The organism is Exiguobacterium undae DSM 14481, assembly GCF_000620805.1.
GTDB lineage: Bacteria > Bacillota > Bacilli > Exiguobacteriales > Exiguobacteriaceae > Exiguobacterium_A > Exiguobacterium_A undae.
In genome coordinates, this window is record NZ_KK211187.1 from 1,725,354 (window position 1) to 1,741,011 (window position 15,658).

Below are 15,658 nucleotides of genomic sequence, written 5' to 3' on the forward strand. Positions count from 1 at the left end.
CGGTCAAAAAAGGAGTGTTCCGACATGTCTGCCTCTTCTCTTCGTATCGTCCGATTAGGTTTTGGTCTGCTTGGTCTTTTGGCCGTCAGCTATCAGTTTTATGCCAGCACAAGTCGACCCGGTTTCAATCCGGTCAACTACTTCAGCTATTTTACGATTTTAAGTAACTTGTTTCTTGCACTGGTCTTACTGATCACCGCCAGTTCCAACAAGATGTTTCAACGCGCAACCAGTGTCCGTGGAGCTGCGGCTTTGTACATGACCATTACCGGCATCGTTTACTTCGTATTGCTGCGGGGTCTCGAAGAAAGTTTACAAACACCGATCCCCTGGGTGAACACGGTCCTTCATTACGTCATGCCGCTTGTTGGGTTACTTGACTGGCTGCTGGTTCGATCGACGGTTCGTCTTTCGCGAAACCAACTGGTCAGCTGGCTCCTCTTTCCACTCCTGTATCTGATCTACAGCTTGGTTCGAGGGAACTTGACCGGTTTCTATCCGTATCCGTTCCTCAATGTCTCAAAACAAGGACCGCTCATCGTGACTGTCATCTGTCTCATAATCATGTTCGCTTTCATCATAGTCGGAAGCCTATTACGCTGGTTGAACAATCGCCGTCATTACGAAATATGATTCATATTTGATAAAAGGGATGATCCGCTCTTCAGATCATCCCTTTTTTTGATCAAGCCAAATGTAAAATAAACTTTACAAATTGTAAAGCAGACTATACAATTTACCTTATAATGGATGAAGGAGGTCCGAAATGAAACTGATCAACCGGGTCAAATCGTTGCGCAGCAGCAACGGATGGACACAGGAGCAGTTTGCTCAGATGATCGGAGTCACGCGCCAAACGATCATCTCACTGGAGAAAGGGAGTTACACCCCCTCATTACTACTCGCGATGCAAATTGCCCGTGTCTTCGAACGTCCTGTCGAATCTATTTTTTACTTAGAGGAGGAATCGGAATGAAACGTGTCATCATTCAATCGTGTTTAAATATTTGTATGTACTTTTTGGCTGCTTTTTTTATTAGCTCAATCCATGATCAACTTCAACTTTTTCAAAATGATCCAGTAAGCGGAACGGGTTTTAACCTGACACTCGACCTTTCAATCATCCTTCCGATTTTATTAGTAGCAATCGGTTTGTCCATTACTGGATATTGGATGCGGACAGATAAAAAAACGTCTTTTTCCAAATGGTCGTCGTCGACTACCGAGTTTTCTGATCAAGATGAACGTGAAGAGGTGATTACAGGAAAAGCAACACGTACATCCTATGTCACATTTTTAATTACGTTACCAGTTTTAATGATCAGTTTTTTGTTTTATGCTCCGCTGATGGCAACTTTTCCAAACTTCCCATTTTACGCCATTGCACTGGTCTTAACCGCCGGAACGCTCTCCTATATGACTGCTTGGGTGTACTACTATCAAAAGTGACTTTCTTTCGTCAACTGCTTCACAAAAAAGTACTGTGTTTGACCTTCCGTCGGATGATCAGCCAGACGACCATATTCCTCAAACCCAAGCTTTTCATAAAAGCCGGGTGCCTGAAAACTAAACGTATCGAGCAAAATCTTACTGCATGATTTTTCTTCCGCAAGCGATTCGATCTGTTCCATCAGCTGCTTTCCAACACCCTCCGCCCGTTGTTCCGGGTCGACCCATAGGAAATGAACCTGCAGATGGTTCCAGACATAGCTTGCAGTCACACCACCAAGGAGTTCCTCGTCTTCGTCCCATGCCAAAAAGCAATAGTGTTCCGATTCCGTATAGAGTGCTGCCGGGACGTGCTGGCGGTTATATGTAATCAATTGTTCCCGGATCCACTGTCCGTCTTCCGTTGTGCCGATCGTGATTTCCATCCATCAAAACCCCTTTTGAAATATTTTACAAATGTGTATCATCCTGTCATAATGATACCATTAATATTAAAGGAGCGAAAATCATGCAGACGACCCACCGACCGTTTGATGCCGACACCTATCACGTACGCTGTGCCACCGTATCCGATGCAGCCGAACTGGCGCGGTTACGTGTACAGCTCGATGCCGAGACCGAGCACTTTGATCGTTTTCCCGGCGAAGCAGTCCTCGATGAAGAAGCGTTTCGTACGATACTCACCGGTTCATCCACTGTCCCTGATCGGATTCTCGTCGTCGAACGGTCTGGTCAACTCGTGGCCTACAGCCGGTGTACAGGCTTTTCGTTACGTCGTTTTGCCCATAAAGCAGAATTCGGGATTGGTGTTCAAAAAGATCACTGGGGACAAGGCATCGGCAATCAGCTGCTGACGCAGACAATCGATTGGGTCAAGACTTCAGAGATCAAGAAAATCCAACTGTCCGTCATCGAGACGAATCACGGGGCGATTCGGTTGTATCAACGGCATGGCTTTCAAGAAGAAGGTCGATTGCGGCATGACCGGTTGCTTCAAGACGGCTGCTACTATGATACCGTCTTGATGGGCTTACAATTGATCTAAAAAAAGAGGTGCCGCGGCACCTCTTTTTACTTCTTGAATTCTTTTTCCGTTCCGTCGGCGAACTCGATCTCGACTTCAAGTCGGGTCGCATCCTGAATATCAAACACCTTCTCGATTTCAGCAATCGCATCATCGTTTGACGTGTTGGCATCGATGTTGAGTTCATCCAGTTTCGGATCAAGAATCTTCATCGCATCATTCCCTTGTGCACGTTCACCGTCCATTTGATAATCGGCTTCCGTTCCATCATTGTCCCGGTCATAGCTGATGTCGACAAGATCCATCGTATCCGCATCATCTGCCTCAATCGACAAACTGACGAATCCGTAGTCTTTATCTGCATTATCCGTTACCGTATCTTGATCTTGTGTATTTGACGAATCATCATTCATCGTACTGTCATCATTCGTGGAGTTATCATCACTCATCGTGTTGTCATCCGTTGTTGTCGTTTCCTCGACCTTTTCCGTTTCTTGGTTGTCTGAATTGCCGCATCCTGCCGCAAACAAGGCAAGACCCAGAACCGGTACTAAATAGGTTTTCTTCATTTAAAGACCCCCTTCTTTTTTTAATATCCCCACTTCAGGACTCGATGAATCAGACCAATGTGTTCTCATTCATTACTTGACGATCAAAACCGGACTTTTGACCCGTTTGGCAATCTTATGACTGACACTGCCAAGCACCATTTCTTGCAAACCGTTTAGTCCCCGACTGCCGATGATTGTTAAGTCGACCTGTTTCGTATTCGCATGGTCAACAATCACCGGACCCGGTTCACCGCGTAAAATCGTCACGTAATAGGAGACATCGGCTGCTTCGAGCCTTTCCTCGACCGGGGCGAGTTTTTTCCGCCGGGTGACTTCAATTCCTTCCGCCCCCTCCGCATGCAAGACATCTTCTTTGGCTTTCAAAAAATCAACGACGAAAACCACTTCAATCTTACTGTGCGCACTGAGGCGGGCAATCTTGATGGCTTCTTCTGTCGCACGGACCGAGTGTTCCGAACCGTCGACGGCTAATAAGATGTGTGGATACATATCAATCACTCCTGACCTTAATGGGTAGAAATCTTCGGCGTCGGATCGTTGTGAATCGCCAGACGATCGATTAACTTTTTACTCTCTGGATTTAAACCAACCATCTCGACGTGGTTCTGATTCGCCAGCAAACGGATCATCACCTTATCAATGGCACCGACAGCGGAATCATCCCAAATCTGGGTTGAACCAAAATCAATCAGAATATCCTGTTCGTTCCGTTCATAGTCAAACGAGGCGATGAAATGATCGACGGATGCAAAGAATAATGGTCCTTTCACGGTATAGACGATTTTCCCCGACTCGAGACGTTGTTTGACGTTAATCTTCGAGACTTTTGCGACAAAGAACAAGGCGCTTAAGATGACACCGGCGATGACACCAATCGAGAGATCGTGTGTCGCGACGACGATGCTGACCGTTGCGAGCATGACAAATGCATCGGCTTTCGGGGCTTTTCGGATATACGTAAACGACGACCAGTCAAACGTTCCAATCGAGACCATGATCATGATTCCGACGAGAACCGGCATCGGAATCTGAACGACCCAGTTGCCGAGGACGATGATCAAAAACATCAGGAACAATCCGGCAACCAGCGTTGATAAACGACCGCGACCACCTGACTTGACATTGATGACCGATTGACCAATCATGGCACAGCCTGCCATCCCCCCGAAGAATCCGGTGATGAAGTTCGCAATCCCCTGCCCCCGGGCTTCCCTGTTTTTTTCGCTTTCCGTGCCGGTCATATCGTCAACGATCGTTGCCGTCAACAAAGACTCAAGCAAGCCGACGATGGCGAGCGCCAATGAATAGGGAAAGATGATTTGAAGCGTCTCGAAGTTGAGCGGGACGTTCGGTAAGAAAAATGACGGTAATGAACGTTGAATCGCCCCAAGATCGCCGACCGTCCGTAAATCGAAGTTCAGGTAAATCGCCGCAATCGTCAGGACGACGATCGCAATGAGCGGTGCGGGAATCGTCTTAAAAAACCGGGGCAACAGATAGACGATGGCAAGCGTAATCGCGACGAACACATAGGTCATCGTTGAAATCCCGACAAAATGCGGGACTTGGGCCATGAAAATCAGAATCGCCAGTGCATTGACGAAACCAATCATCACGGCACGCGGAATGAATTTCATGATTTTGGCGACTTTCAAGACCCCGAATACAATTTGAATGATTCCGGTTAAAATCGTTGCGGCAAGCAGATAATCAAGGCCGTGCTCTTTGACGAGCGGAACCATTAAGAGTGCCATCGCTCCGGTCGCTGCTGATATCATCCCCGGTCGTCCGCCGACGAAGGCAATGATGACGGCGATACAGAACGAGGCGTACAATCCGACCATTGGATCGACACCGGCGATGATCGAGAACGCAATCGCTTCCGGAATCAATGCAAGCGCCACGACAATCCCGGCTAAGATATCTCCTCTGACATTTGAGAACCATTGTTCTCGTAAACTCATTTTCATTTTTTTCTTCCACCTTTCTGTTGAGAACTGTTCTTTTCTCAACATCCTGTCCTGTTTTGAATACCCACAGTCTAGCACCATTAGTTTCAAAAAGGAACAATTTTGGTCTTTTTATTTCAAAAAAATGTTTTAGCTCATACTAAAAAGGAGTTCATCCGAATCGATGAACTCCTTTTGCGTACCTTATTGATTTACGTCAGTCCGCCAAACATTTCTTGCAGTGTTGATAGTTTTTATTACCGCCGGATAAGTTACAGACATCCGTAAAACCTAAGTTTTTGAGCACATTTTGAGCGGCGTTCCCGGTTACCCCTTTGTTGCAATAAACGATTGTCGGCAACGTCGGATCAAGCTCTTTCGCCCGTGTCCGCAGTTCACCAAGCGGGATGTGAATCGCGCCGTCGACGTGATTTTTTTCGAACTGGGCTTTCGAACGGGTGTCGATGATTTGGAACGACTTGCCGTTTGCAACTTGTTCGATCAACTCATTTGGTGTCATCAAACGGGCTGTTTTTTTAATCGCATTGTCGAGTGCCATTCCGGTATAGAGCACCGGATCCTTTGTCGTCGCAAACGGCGGCGCATAGGCAAGATCGAGGTAGAACAAATCTTCCGCTTTCGCCTTAAACGTAATCGCTGTCGCGAGGACATCAATCCGTTTGTCGACCCCTTGCGGCCCAACGATTTGTGCGCCAAGGACCCGTCCTGTCGCCCGGTCGGCAATCGCCTTGATGACCATTTCTTTTCCGCCCATATATTCCGGACGATCCGGTTTAATATTGTGGAGAACTTCGATGTCGTATCCGGCTTCCCGCGCTTCTTTTTCCGTCAAACCGGTCTGTGCGACCGTCAGATCAAAGGCTTTGAAGATCCCGGTTCCAAGAATACCGCGGTGTTCCGCTTCTTCCCCGGTGATGACCATCCCGGCAATCCGGCCCATCTTGTTGGCGGTTGAGCCAAGCGGACGATAAATGGCTTCTCCGGTAATGACGGAGAAACTTTCGGCGACGTCACCGACCGCATAGACATCAGTCAGATTCGTCTGCATCTTCCGGTTGACGGCGATTGCGCCCGTCTGCCCGAGTTCAACGCCGATCTGTTTGGCGAGTTCCGTATTCGGTTTAACCCCGACTGACAGAATGACGAGGTCTGTCTCAATCGACTTGCCACTCTCGAGGGCAACTTCCGTCACACGCTCCGTCCCGTTGAATGCCGTCACCGATTCACCGAGCAACAGTGAAACGCCTTTATCTCTTAAATGATCAGCAACCCGTTCCGCCATGTCGCGGTCAAGCGGCGGCATGACTTGCGGCAGGCGCTCGACGAGCGTCACCTGAATCCCGCGGTATGTCAACTGCTCGGCCATCTCAAGACCGATGAAACCGCCGCCGACAATCGTTGCCGTTTTGGGATCATGAGCGTCGATGTACGAACGGATCGCATCGGCATTCCGGACGTTCCGGACCGTAAAGACGTTGTCGTGATCAACACCCTGTAAGGGCGGAACGATGCTTGATGCACCGGTCGCAAGCACCAGCGTATCGTACGTATCCGTAAACTTGTCACCAGTCGTCAGGTTAACGATGGTCGCCGTTTTCGTTGCGTGATCAATCGATTCGACTTCATGTCTTGTATGGATGTCGATGTTATAGCGTTTTTTGAAGAATGCGGCATCGCGCGGTGTCAATTCGTCGATGTCGGCAATCTCACCGCCGACGAAGTACGGAATCCCGCAACCGGAATAGGAGATGTCCTGATCGCGGTCATAAATCGTAATTTGTAAATCTTCACTGTTCCGGCGTGCTTTTGCACCGACCGATGTTCCGGCGGCGACTGAACCGATGATCAACAATTTCATATAAGTTTCCTCCTAAATATCAATAAAGTAACAAGCTGATGTATAACCCGAGTAACGTGATGGTCAGGGTCGGAATCGTCAGAATCGTTCCGATCTTAAAGTATTGGCCCCAGCCGATTTTGACACCTTTTGTCCGGAGAACGTGTAACCAGAGCAAGGTCGCCAGACTGCCGATTGGTGTAATCTTTGGTCCAAGATCGGACCCGATGACGTTGGCATAAATCAAGGCTTCCCGAATCGTTCCGGTCGCTTGACTGAGATCAATTGCCAGCGCATCAATCATCACGGTCGGCATATTGTTCATGACCGATGACAGAATGGCGGCGAGGAAGCCCATGCCGAACGTCGCAGCGGCCAGATTCGTCGCAAAACCGTCAATGACATCTGCGAGAACTTGCGTCAATCCGGCATTTTGCAGACCATAGACGACGATATACATCCCGAGTGAGAAGAAGACGATTGCCCACGGTGCGCCGGCGATGACTTTTTTCGTTGGTACGCTTGGTGAACGACGTGCCATCAACAGGAAGAACAAGGCAATGACACCGGCAACCAAACTGACCGGAATCCCGATGAGGTCACTCGTGAAGTAACCGACGACAAGCAGCACAAGCACGAACCACGATAACTTGAACATCCGCTGGTCCTTGATTGCTGTATGTGGGGCGACAAGTTGCGTCACATCATACGTCTTCGGAATACTTTTCCGGAAGTACAAATACAACACAAGCAGACTGCCGATGACGGAAAAGACGTTGACGAACACCATGCGTGACGCATACTCCGTAAAGCCGATGTCAAAGAAGTCAGCCGAGACGATATTGACGAGGTTTGAGACGACGAACGGCAGACTCGCCGTATCGGCAATGAAGCCGGAAGCAAAGACGTACGCCAAGACGACATAGTCCGGTAATTTTAAGTAGCGGACGATTGCGAGAACAATCGGCGTCAAAATCAACGCTGCGCCGTCATTCGCAAACAAGGCCGCGACAATGGCACCAAGCAGCGTCAGATAAACAAACAATTTGACACCACCGCCTTTTGCGATGCGTGCCATATGAAGCGCGGCCCATTCGAAGAAGCCGATTTCATCTAAAATCAATGAGATGATGATCAGGGCGATGAAGGTAAACGTCGCGTTCCAGATGATGCCCCAAACAGTCGAGACATCATCGAGATTCACAACGCCGGTCAGTAAAGCAATCATTGCCATCCCCATGGCGGAGTAGCCGATGCCGAGACCTTTTGGTTGTTTGATGATTAAAAATAACGTGATCAGGAAAATCCCGATCGCAAGTAGATGTGTGCCGGTCAATGCGTTCACTTCATTTCTGGATTAATTTTGTTCTCTGTTTTTCAACAACTGTTTACATTTTTACCACACATAACATTTCTGTTATATATAAAATATGCTCGTTTGCCCAAAACTCAGCAACTCTTCGGTGCCGGAACCGGTAATGGTTCCATCGAGGTTAAAATCGTCAACAACAAGTCATGCTGCGGATGATCCGGATTCAATCGGAAATAAATCCACTGCCGTTCACGCCGCTCCAGGATGATTTGCGACTGGCGTAATAATTTTAAGTGACGGCTGACGGCGGGCTGTGAGATATCAAACATCTCGACAAAATCACAGACACAATGTTCCCGGACGTGCAATCGCCGCAAAATTTCTAGACGTGTGCCATCGCTGAGCAGTTTTAAGAACTGACTCATCTCGTCAACACGGTTCGTCGTCTCGATCATAGCTATTCCTCCTTTCAAGTTCAGTTACTTGCCTCTTCATTAGCGAATCGTTGAATCCGTTCTCCGATTTGATCGCGAACCCGTTGGAAGACAGCCCATTGTTCCGCTTCCGTTCCGGTTGCGCGTGCCGGATCATCAAATCCCCAATGTTCTTGCCGGACGTGCGAAGGAATGACAGGACAGTTATCACGGGCATCCCCACACAAAGTGACAACGATCGTCGCCCGTTTCAAGAGATCCGAATCAATCAAATCGGACGTTTGCCCGGAAATGTCAATGTTTTGTTCCTGCATCGCCCGGACAGCTTTTGGATTCAAGCCGTGTTGTTCGATCCCGGCCGAATGGACGTCCCAGTCTGGCAAATAGTGTTTCGCGAAGCCTTCTGCGATTTGGCTCCGGCATGAGTTTCCCGTACAAAGAAAATAAATCACTGGTCGTGTCATGATTAGCCCCTCCGCTCTTTATATAACGATTGTATTATATAACGTATGGGTTATTCAATAGGTTTAATCCATCTTTCGACTTCTTCGCTCCAACAACAACGTATCCCGCCATCGACCAGCATGTTGCGCGATTTTTTCACGTCTGCCGACAATCCTGAATCCTGCCTGCTGTTGGATGGTCAGACTGGCTTTGTTTTCCGGGAAGATGTGTGACTGTAGTGTCCAAATCCCATGCTCCTCAGCAAAATGAATCACGTGCTGTAATAACAGCCTGCCGTATCCTTTTCCCCGTTCCGCCCGGTCGACATAAAGGCTCAGCTCTCTTACTCCCTGGTAAACGGGTCTTGCTGAAACGAGCATCATCTTGACCCAACCCACGACGACCGTCTGTTCCTCGATCACGAACACGTCTGCTTCTTTCATCTGCCGCCACCACTTCCGTTCATCAACATCCGTTTCAAAAGTGGCATTCCCTTCTTCCACTCCTTGCAAATAAATGTTGAACAGTTGTCGTCGATCATCTGCATTCATTTTCCGAATGATCATGATAAGACCTCCTTCGTCTATTACTAATTAGTTAAAAACAATTACTTGCAAATTGCAAATTAATCCATTATAACTAAGATAATCAATCACAAGACAAAGGAGAAGTTGCCCATGCAAGAACCCCGTGAAATTTTTCAGACGTTCACGCGTCGTTTTGGACTGTTGAATAAAAACTGTTGTTCCGTTCTGGATCAAGAGGTTTCGCTCGTCCAGAGCCATATCTTGTTTGAAGTATCGAAACACCCCGGGTCAGCGATGCAGGAAATTGCAGACTCATTAGGCATGGATATTACAACATTTAGCCGGCAAATCCAGACGTTGATCAAACGGGAGCTTGTTTTAAAATCCCCCTCTTCCGAGGACCGCCGGATTCAATTACTTTTTTTAACTCCACTCGGTCAACAGGTGGCAGACGGGATTGATTCTGAAATGAACGCTTACCTTGAAGAAATCTTTCAAAAGATGACTTCGTTTGAGAAAGCAACCGTTCTTCAATCTATCGAACTGTTAAACGATGCGATGCTCAACAGTGATTCCTGCTGTAAAACGTTATCTTAAAGTTTGCAAAATACAAATAAAAGGAGTGATTTTATGTCCACTCAATCGTTTTCTCATCCAATTTTCATCATCGGTGCCGGTCCGATCGGACTCGCTGCCGCCGCACACCTGTCTCACCAAGGTCTTCCCTTTTCTATTCTCGAAGCCGGTCCCGATATCGGTACGCATATCCAGACATGGTCACATGTCAAAATGTTTTCAAATTGGGAATACAACATCGATCCTGTCGCGGCTGCCCAATTACGTCAGAGCGGGTGGGAGCATCCGGAAGCAGAGGCTTTTCCGACCGGTCATGATTTACTCGAGTACTATTTACGCCCGCTCGCCGCCTTGCCGACCATTTCAGAAAATTTGTATCTAGAGTATCAGGTTATCTCGATTTCGCGTCAAGGCATCGATAAAATGACGACAACGGATCGTCAACTGTCCCCCTTCGAAGTCATCGTCCAAACACCAACGGGGCGACGCCGTTTTTTAGCCGCTGCTGTTTTAGACGCGACAGGTGTATGGGGGCAACCCAATTCCATGTTTAGCGCGGGACATCCGCACGATTCGCTCATCGAACGCGTCACGCATACGATTCCGAATTTCCGACAAGAAACCAATCGATACGCCAATCAACGTCTTGCGATTATCGGGAGCGGACATTCCGCTCTGACGGCATTAATGGGTGCGGTGGCATTAAAAAAAGACTATCCTGAGACGGACATCCACTGGATTATCCGTAAAACAGACGTAGTCGAAGCGTTTGGTGGAGAAGAGAATGATCAGTTGGCCGAACGTGGTCAACTCGGATCAACGGCACGTACTCTTGTCGAGTCTGGTCTCGTCACGGTTCATTCCGGTTTTAAAGTCGCGCAAACCGCATCGACAAACGAGGACATTTCACTGATTAGTACCGATCACCGACAGCTTACTGTACAGGAAATCATCGTTTTGACCGGAAACCGACCCGACTTTACATTCCTGCGTGAAATTCGGTTGGATGTAGACTTCATTACCGAAAGCACCCGTCAGCTTGCTCCGTTAATTGATCCCAACCTGCACAGTTGTGGAACGGTACGGCCGCACGGCGAAGCTGAATTACGACAACCGGAGAAAAACTTCTATATCATCGGTTCCAAAAGTTATGGACGCGCGCCTACCTTTCTTTTAACGACCGGTTATGAACAAATTCGGTCAATCGTCGCGCATTTAACAGGAGATACGATAAGCGCAAAACAGATCTGGTTGAAGTTGCCGGAAACAGGTGTTTGTCGGATTTCTGCAACCGAAGCATCATCCAGTTGTTGTTAGGATCCGTCTTACATTCTCAATTGGATACAGCAGATGATTTCGGCACAACGAAGGGAAGTGGATTTCGTCCACCTCCCTTTTTAAATTTTAAAAATCAAAGTATGTACAAGACGTTAACGGTTCTTTTCATTCGATTTTCTGGCATGAACAAGGTAAACGATTAAAAAATAGGCAAAGAACGCGGAAAAATAAAAAGTGATGAATTTGTTCATTTCCGTTGTATTCAGCCAGATTGATTCATCGTACATCAAACGTCCAGATGCCGTGATGACAACTGGATGCGTCGCAAGCGTCAGACCGATCAGGACGAATAAACAAACACCAAGATCATTGAGCCAGACTTGGGTGCTGCCTTTTGAATTACGAAACATATCCTTGTTCTCCTTTTGAAGTCAACATCGTCCAGTCTGGTCGCAGCAACGAAAAAATCCGTCCGTCGTACGATGAGCCGTCTTGATAAAGGTAACCGCGTAAAATCCCTTCCTCTTCAAACCCGAGTCGTTTTAACAGTTGAACGGATGCCTCGTTTTCTAAAAACGTCACGGCACCCATCCGGTGTAATGCCAGTGTCTCAAACGCATATTCCAACACAGCTTGAATCGCTTCTGCTGCATAACCACGCCGCCAGTGCGCAGGATCCAGTTCAAAGCCGATTTCTGCCTTTTTACTGTACAGGCTCAAATGATTCAGACCAAGCGTTCCGATGAACGTCCCGCTGTCACGGATCAGGATTCCCCAACGGATGCCTTGTTGCGTGTCATACGTCTGTTTGAAAGACGCAATGATGTTCAAAGCGTCTTGTTGCTTACGAAACGGATTCATTCCGTAAAAGCGGGTCACGTCTTCGTTTGCGAGAATATGAAACAGGGCCGGTGCATGTTCAGGTGTCACTTCCACCAGTGCGAGACGGGATGTTTCTAAAGTGGGAAAAGGCATATTGATTCCTCCAGTTGTGATGTTTTGATTTCGGTTTAAATCTTTCGTCTAACTTGTGTCTTTTCAACACGTCACCGTACATCACGCAACGGTTGAAGCACGTCATTGTTGCCGGTGTCGTCCTATACTAAATGTATAGAAGCGCGTGTTTTGTGTAATGAAGGAGTGACTGATCATGGAAGAAGTCAATTTACTCGTTCTTGCCACGCAGTATATGTTTTGGGTCGGATTCGTCGGAATGGCTGCCGGGACACTTTATTTCCTGGTCGAGCGAAACTCGCTTGCACCGGAATACCGTTCCACCGCAACCGTCGCTGCACTCGTCACCTTTGTCGCTGCCATTCATTATTACTTCATGAAGGATGCGGTCGGAACGTCCGGTCTGTTATCGGAAATCGATGGTTTCCCAACCGAAATCCGCTATATCGATTGGCTCGTCACGACACCGCTGTTGCTCGTCAAGTTTCCGTTGTTGCTCGGTCTGAAAGGTCGGCTCGGCCGGTCCTTGTTAACGAAACTAATCATCGCCGATATCATCATGATTGTCGGCGGCTACATCGGTGAATCCTCAATCAACATCGCCGGTGGGTTCACGCAACTCGGACTGTGGTCGTATCTGATTGGTTGTCTCGCCTGGATTTATATCATCTATCTGCTGTTTACGAACGTCACGAAAGCCGCTGAAAACAAACCGGCTCCGATTCGCGATGCCCTCTTAAAAATGCGGTTGTTCATCTTGATCGGTTGGGCGATCTATCCGATCGGTTACGCCGTCACGCTGTTTGCGCCGGGCGTTGAAATCCAGCTCGTCCGCGAATTGATTTACAACTTTGCCGATTTGACGAACAAGGTCGGGTTCGGTTTGATTGCCTTCTTCGCCGTCAAAACGATGTCGTCCTTATCGTCGCAAAAAGACAACACGTTAACCTCTTGACGAAAGGTTTGAACCAGTTTCGCCAGCAGGCGGAGCTGGTTTTTTTTGATTTAATTACTTGTGTTCTTCCAAGTGCTTAAACCCATCCAATCGATCATCCGGCGTGCTCGGGAATCCGCTTAATTCAACGGTTCCGTTATCCTCAACCGAATAGGTGTAGGTGGCGTCGGCTTCGTTGGCAAACACGACGTCAATTTTATACGGATTCAGGTGTTTGTATCCTTCTTTCCAGTACGGGACCGTCGTTAACGTAAAGCGTTCATCCGGATAGGTTTTCTCGAGATGTAACTCGACTTGTTTCGCATTATAGGAAACTTTCTGATCGACGAAATAAGGATGGACGATCAAGTAGACACCGTATGCGACACAGATGAGACCCGCGAGAGTGAACATCATTGCGCGTCCACGTGACTTCAGCTTTATTCCGAGCAGAACGATTGGCAACACGATTACAGACAGCAGTATCCATTCAATGAGTTCATGTGGTCCCATATCCGTACCCTCCTTTTCATTCTTTCTACACTATTACGGTTCCGTCTTCGAAATCCCTGCTTTTTCCAATGAAAAAAACAGGCATCCGTTTGGATACCTGTCTCACTCCTTATACTTGAAAACGACTTGATAATCGTTTCAAATCTTCCGCCATCGTCGCCAGTGATTGCGACGCCGATGAGATTTCCTGCATTGAGGCCATCTGTTCTTCCGTCGAAGCCGAGATGTTTTCCGTTCCGGCAGCCGTACTTTCCGTCACCGATTGAATCTCCCGCATGACGGCAGCAATCTGTTCACTGCCGGCGGCCATCTCTTGGACGGCACCGGATACTTCTTCGACTTGATCCGTCACATCCCCGATCGATCGTTCGATCGCTTGGAACGAAGCACTCGCTTCTCCGGCCACTTGAATCCCGTTCGTCATCTGTGCCGTCACCTTCTCCATCGACGTAACGGATTGCTCCGTTTCGCGCTGGATGACTTGAATCAAGCTTTCGATTTGTTTCGCAGCAAGTGCCGACTGCTCAGCGAGCGTCTTGACTTCCGCTGCGACGACTGCAAATCCACGTCCTTGTTCGCCGGCCCGGGCCGCTTCGATGGCAGCGTTAAGCGCCAACAGGTTCGTCTGCGCTGCAATCCCGGTAATTGAATCGGTAATCTGTCCGATTTCCTGCGACCGGTTGCCGAGTCCGACGATGACTTGCCCCAGTTCCGTGAAATCGGTGTTGATCCGTTCCATCTGCTGACCGAGTTGGCTGACGACTTGTCCGCCGTGCATGACTTTCCCCATCGCGTCACTCGTCACGTCCGTCATTTGTTGCGCGTTGCCGGCGACTTGGTTCACACCGGACGTCAAGTCTTGCACCGTCCGTGATGCACCGGACACCTGGTTCAATTGTTGACCGGCGCCACTGGCGATTTCCTCCATCGTCACGGCGACCATTTCCGTCGCTTTCGTCGTCGCTTCCGCATTGGTACTTAATTCGTCTGACGCCGTCGCCACATGTTTTGACGTGTCCGTCATTTCAATGATGACGTGGTGCAACTGTTCCGTCATCGTGTTGAATGATGTCGTCAATTGACCAAGTTCGTCTTTTGAAACGTAATCACCGCGGACCGTTAAATCACCGTCACCGGACTGTTTCATCCAGCCCTGCAGTGAACGGATTGGTTGTGTGATCAGACGCGTGATATAGATGGCGAGACCGGCAAACAACAGCAGAGCAATGATGAAAATCCCAAGCATGATGTAAAGTGCCTTTTGTTTTTCCTGCTGATTCATTGCATTGATGTCTTTTGCGTGTTTCGTCGTCGACATCATCAAAACCTTTGCGGCATCTGCCACTTGATCGCGCGCTGTACCAAGACTTTCCAAGTAAACGCGATATGCCTCTTCTTTTTCTCCTTGAACGGCCAGGTCCTGCACTGTACTCAGACCATTATCGTATGTAAGGACATTGTTTTTGAGTGTTTCAATCTGTTTCTGTAATTGTGCAGTCTCAACCGCAGTACGTTCGAATTTATCCAGTGAAGATCGGATTTGTGCTTGTCGTTGGTCAATTTGTCCCTGTAGTTCATCGAGGCGTGATGACTCCGTCGTCAGCATCATCTCGGTTAAAAACGAATCGAGCGCACGGGTGTCAATCCGGATTTGAGCTACTTCCTGTACCGGAATCAAATTTTCTTCGTACATCATCTCTGAAGCGTGAGCCATCTGATTAATGAAATAAAAACCTGCACTCGCCAATAACACCATGGCGACGATTGCTGTTGCAATCAATGATTGAATCTTTCTTCGAACGCTTACGTTTTTCATCTATGTATCCCTCCCTCT

The 15,658-nt window shown here is 48.1% G+C and carries 20 protein-coding genes; 7 read left to right on the top strand and 13 right to left on the bottom strand.

The genetic code is table 11. The annotated features are described in order from the left end of the window. Positions 1-24 precede the first annotated feature (24 nt). The 3 genes from P397_RS17265 to P397_RS0109575 all read left to right on the top strand — a co-directional run bounded on the left by P397_RS17265 (position 25) and on the right by P397_RS0109575 (position 1,449). Complete coding sequence (locus P397_RS17265) at positions 25-633, top strand: Pr6Pr family membrane protein (RefSeq protein WP_051523968.1); 609 nt, start codon at positions 25-27, stop codon at positions 631-633. A gap of 133 nt (positions 634-766) precedes the next feature. Further along, positions 767-976 (top strand): helix-turn-helix transcriptional regulator, encoded by a 210-nt coding sequence (locus P397_RS0109570; protein ID WP_026833061.1) that lies wholly within the window; start codon positions 767-769, stop codon positions 974-976. Next, positions 973-1,449: a hypothetical protein gene (locus P397_RS0109575; RefSeq protein ID WP_028106354.1), complete on the top strand. Its 477-nt coding sequence runs from the start codon at positions 973-975 to the stop codon at positions 1,447-1,449. The genes P397_RS0109570 and P397_RS0109575 overlap by 4 nt, the downstream gene beginning before the upstream one ends. Here the strand turns inward: P397_RS0109575 and P397_RS0109580 are convergent. Further along, positions 1,440-1,874 carry a GNAT family N-acetyltransferase gene (locus P397_RS0109580; RefSeq protein ID WP_028106355.1) on the bottom strand — a complete coding sequence of 145 codons (435 nt, stop codon included), beginning with the start codon at positions 1,872-1,874 and terminating at the stop codon, positions 1,440-1,442. The two genes, P397_RS0109575 and P397_RS0109580, sit on opposite strands and share 10 nt — an antisense overlap. Positions 1,875-1,957: 83 nt before the next feature. Between P397_RS0109580 and P397_RS0109585 the strand changes: the two genes are divergently transcribed. Next, on the top strand, positions 1,958-2,494 hold the full coding sequence (locus P397_RS0109585) for a GNAT family N-acetyltransferase (protein WP_028106356.1): 537 nt from the start codon (positions 1,958-1,960) through the stop codon (positions 2,492-2,494). Between the two features lie 26 nt (positions 2,495-2,520). Here P397_RS0109585 and P397_RS0109590 read toward each other — a convergent pair whose 3' ends face one another. The 8 genes from P397_RS0109590 to P397_RS0109625 all read right to left on the bottom strand — a co-directional run bounded on the left by P397_RS0109590 (position 2,521) and on the right by P397_RS0109625 (position 9,608). Then, the gene (locus P397_RS0109590; RefSeq protein WP_051523970.1) at positions 2,521-3,042 is read right to left on the bottom strand and encodes a YusW family protein; all 522 of its coding nucleotides are present in this window, start codon (positions 3,040-3,042) and stop codon (positions 2,521-2,523) included. Between the two features lie 72 nt (positions 3,043-3,114). Beyond that, the gene (locus P397_RS0109595; RefSeq protein ID WP_028106358.1) at positions 3,115-3,534 is read right to left on the bottom strand and encodes a universal stress protein; all 420 of its coding nucleotides are present in this window, start codon (positions 3,532-3,534) and stop codon (positions 3,115-3,117) included. Between the two features lie 17 nt (positions 3,535-3,551). Then, entirely contained in the window at positions 3,552-5,015 is a 1,464-nt protein-coding gene (locus P397_RS0109600; RefSeq protein WP_028106359.1) for a SulP family inorganic anion transporter, read from the bottom strand. A gap of 196 nt (positions 5,016-5,211) precedes the next feature. Next, positions 5,212-6,873, bottom strand: coding sequence for an FAD-dependent oxidoreductase (locus P397_RS0109605; RefSeq protein WP_028106360.1), 1,662 nt, complete (start codon positions 6,871-6,873; stop codon positions 5,212-5,214). Between the two features lie 19 nt (positions 6,874-6,892). Continuing rightward, on the bottom strand, positions 6,893-8,197 hold the full coding sequence (locus P397_RS0109610) for an arsenic transporter (protein ID WP_028106361.1): 1,305 nt from the start codon (positions 8,195-8,197) through the stop codon (positions 6,893-6,895). A gap of 104 nt (positions 8,198-8,301) precedes the next feature. Then, entirely contained in the window at positions 8,302-8,619 is a 318-nt protein-coding gene (locus P397_RS0109615; RefSeq protein WP_028106362.1) for an ArsR/SmtB family transcription factor, read from the bottom strand. Between the two features lie 20 nt (positions 8,620-8,639). Further along, positions 8,640-9,062 carry an arsenate reductase (thioredoxin) gene (arsC, locus tag P397_RS0109620; protein ID WP_028106363.1) on the bottom strand — a complete coding sequence of 141 codons (423 nt, stop codon included), beginning with the start codon at positions 9,060-9,062 and terminating at the stop codon, positions 8,640-8,642. Positions 9,063-9,125: 63 nt separating this feature from the next. Then, positions 9,126-9,608, bottom strand: coding sequence for a GNAT family N-acetyltransferase (locus P397_RS0109625; protein ID WP_028106364.1), 483 nt, complete (start codon positions 9,606-9,608; stop codon positions 9,126-9,128). 111 nt (positions 9,609-9,719) lie between these two features. On the opposite strand from P397_RS0109625, the gene P397_RS0109630 reads away from it, so the two are divergent. Beyond that, positions 9,720-10,166 carry a MarR family winged helix-turn-helix transcriptional regulator gene (locus P397_RS0109630; RefSeq protein WP_028106365.1) on the top strand — a complete coding sequence of 149 codons (447 nt, stop codon included), beginning with the start codon at positions 9,720-9,722 and terminating at the stop codon, positions 10,164-10,166. Between the two features lie 33 nt (positions 10,167-10,199). After that, entirely contained in the window at positions 10,200-11,462 is a 1,263-nt protein-coding gene (locus P397_RS17270) for an NAD(P)-binding domain-containing protein (RefSeq protein ID WP_035414149.1), read from the top strand. A gap of 113 nt (positions 11,463-11,575) precedes the next feature. Here the strand turns inward: P397_RS17270 and P397_RS0109640 are convergent, their stop codons facing one another. Beyond that, the gene (locus P397_RS0109640; RefSeq protein WP_028106366.1) at positions 11,576-11,833 is read right to left on the bottom strand and encodes a hypothetical protein; all 258 of its coding nucleotides are present in this window, start codon (positions 11,831-11,833) and stop codon (positions 11,576-11,578) included. Next, positions 11,823-12,398 (bottom strand): GNAT family N-acetyltransferase, encoded by a 576-nt coding sequence (locus tag P397_RS0109645; protein WP_028106367.1) that lies wholly within the window; start codon positions 12,396-12,398, stop codon positions 11,823-11,825. Before P397_RS0109645 ends, P397_RS0109640 begins: the two co-directional genes overlap by 11 nt. A 175-nt stretch (positions 12,399-12,573) precedes the next feature. Between P397_RS0109645 and P397_RS0109650 the strand changes: the two genes are divergently transcribed. After that, positions 12,574-13,332 carry a bacteriorhodopsin-like gene (locus P397_RS0109650; protein ID WP_028106368.1) on the top strand — a complete coding sequence of 253 codons (759 nt, stop codon included), beginning with the start codon at positions 12,574-12,576 and terminating at the stop codon, positions 13,330-13,332. A 54-nt stretch (positions 13,333-13,386) separates the two neighbouring features. On the opposite strand, the gene P397_RS0109655 is transcribed toward P397_RS0109650, so the two are convergent. Then, positions 13,387-13,824 carry a hypothetical protein gene (locus P397_RS0109655; protein ID WP_028106369.1) on the bottom strand — a complete coding sequence of 146 codons (438 nt, stop codon included), beginning with the start codon at positions 13,822-13,824 and terminating at the stop codon, positions 13,387-13,389. A 109-nt stretch (positions 13,825-13,933) separates the two neighbouring features. Next, positions 13,934-15,640: a methyl-accepting chemotaxis protein gene (locus P397_RS0109660; RefSeq protein ID WP_028106370.1), complete on the bottom strand. Its 1,707-nt coding sequence runs from the start codon at positions 15,638-15,640 to the stop codon at positions 13,934-13,936. Positions 15,641-15,658: the final 18 nt, after the last annotated feature.

Excerpts from the sequence above, each read along its gene's own strand:
- P397_RS0109655 (WP_028106369.1), bottom strand. The coding sequence starts at position 13,824 with ATGGGACCACATGAACTCATTGAATGGATACTGCTGTCTGTAATCGTG.
- P397_RS0109580 (WP_028106355.1), bottom strand. The coding sequence starts at position 1,874 with ATGGAAATCACGATCGGCACAACGGAAGACGGACAGTGGATCCGGGAA.
- P397_RS17270 (WP_035414149.1), top strand. The coding sequence starts at position 10,200 with ATGTCCACTCAATCGTTTTCTCATCCAATTTTCATCATCGGTGCCGGT.
- P397_RS0109600 (WP_028106359.1), bottom strand. The coding sequence starts at position 5,015 with ATGAAAATGAGTTTACGAGAACAATGGTTCTCAAATGTCAGAGGAGAT.
- P397_RS0109645 (WP_028106367.1), bottom strand. The coding sequence starts at position 12,398 with ATGCCTTTTCCCACTTTAGAAACATCCCGTCTCGCACTGGTGGAAGTG.
- P397_RS0109575 (WP_028106354.1), top strand. The coding sequence starts at position 973 with ATGAAACGTGTCATCATTCAATCGTGTTTAAATATTTGTATGTACTTT.
- P397_RS17265 (WP_051523968.1), top strand. The coding sequence starts at position 25 with ATGTCTGCCTCTTCTCTTCGTATCGTCCGATTAGGTTTTGGTCTGCTT.
- P397_RS0109640 (WP_028106366.1), bottom strand. The coding sequence starts at position 11,833 with ATGTTTCGTAATTCAAAAGGCAGCACCCAAGTCTGGCTCAATGATCTT.
- P397_RS0109590 (WP_051523970.1), bottom strand. The coding sequence starts at position 3,042 with ATGAAGAAAACCTATTTAGTACCGGTTCTGGGTCTTGCCTTGTTTGCG.
- P397_RS0109585 (WP_028106356.1), top strand. The coding sequence starts at position 1,958 with ATGCAGACGACCCACCGACCGTTTGATGCCGACACCTATCACGTACGC.
- P397_RS0109660 (WP_028106370.1), bottom strand. The coding sequence starts at position 15,640 with ATGAAAAACGTAAGCGTTCGAAGAAAGATTCAATCATTGATTGCAACA.
- arsC (WP_028106363.1), bottom strand. The coding sequence starts at position 9,062 with ATGACACGACCAGTGATTTATTTTCTTTGTACGGGAAACTCATGCCGG.
- P397_RS0109605 (WP_028106360.1), bottom strand. The coding sequence starts at position 6,873 with ATGAAATTGTTGATCATCGGTTCAGTCGCCGCCGGAACATCGGTCGGT.
- P397_RS0109630 (WP_028106365.1), top strand. The coding sequence starts at position 9,720 with ATGCAAGAACCCCGTGAAATTTTTCAGACGTTCACGCGTCGTTTTGGA.
- P397_RS0109570 (WP_026833061.1), top strand. The coding sequence starts at position 767 with ATGAAACTGATCAACCGGGTCAAATCGTTGCGCAGCAGCAACGGATGG.
- P397_RS0109615 (WP_028106362.1), bottom strand. The coding sequence starts at position 8,619 with ATGATCGAGACGACGAACCGTGTTGACGAGATGAGTCAGTTCTTAAAA.
- P397_RS0109650 (WP_028106368.1), top strand. The coding sequence starts at position 12,574 with ATGGAAGAAGTCAATTTACTCGTTCTTGCCACGCAGTATATGTTTTGG.
- P397_RS0109625 (WP_028106364.1), bottom strand. The coding sequence starts at position 9,608 with ATGATCATTCGGAAAATGAATGCAGATGATCGACGACAACTGTTCAAC.
- P397_RS0109595 (WP_028106358.1), bottom strand. The coding sequence starts at position 3,534 with ATGTATCCACACATCTTATTAGCCGTCGACGGTTCGGAACACTCGGTC.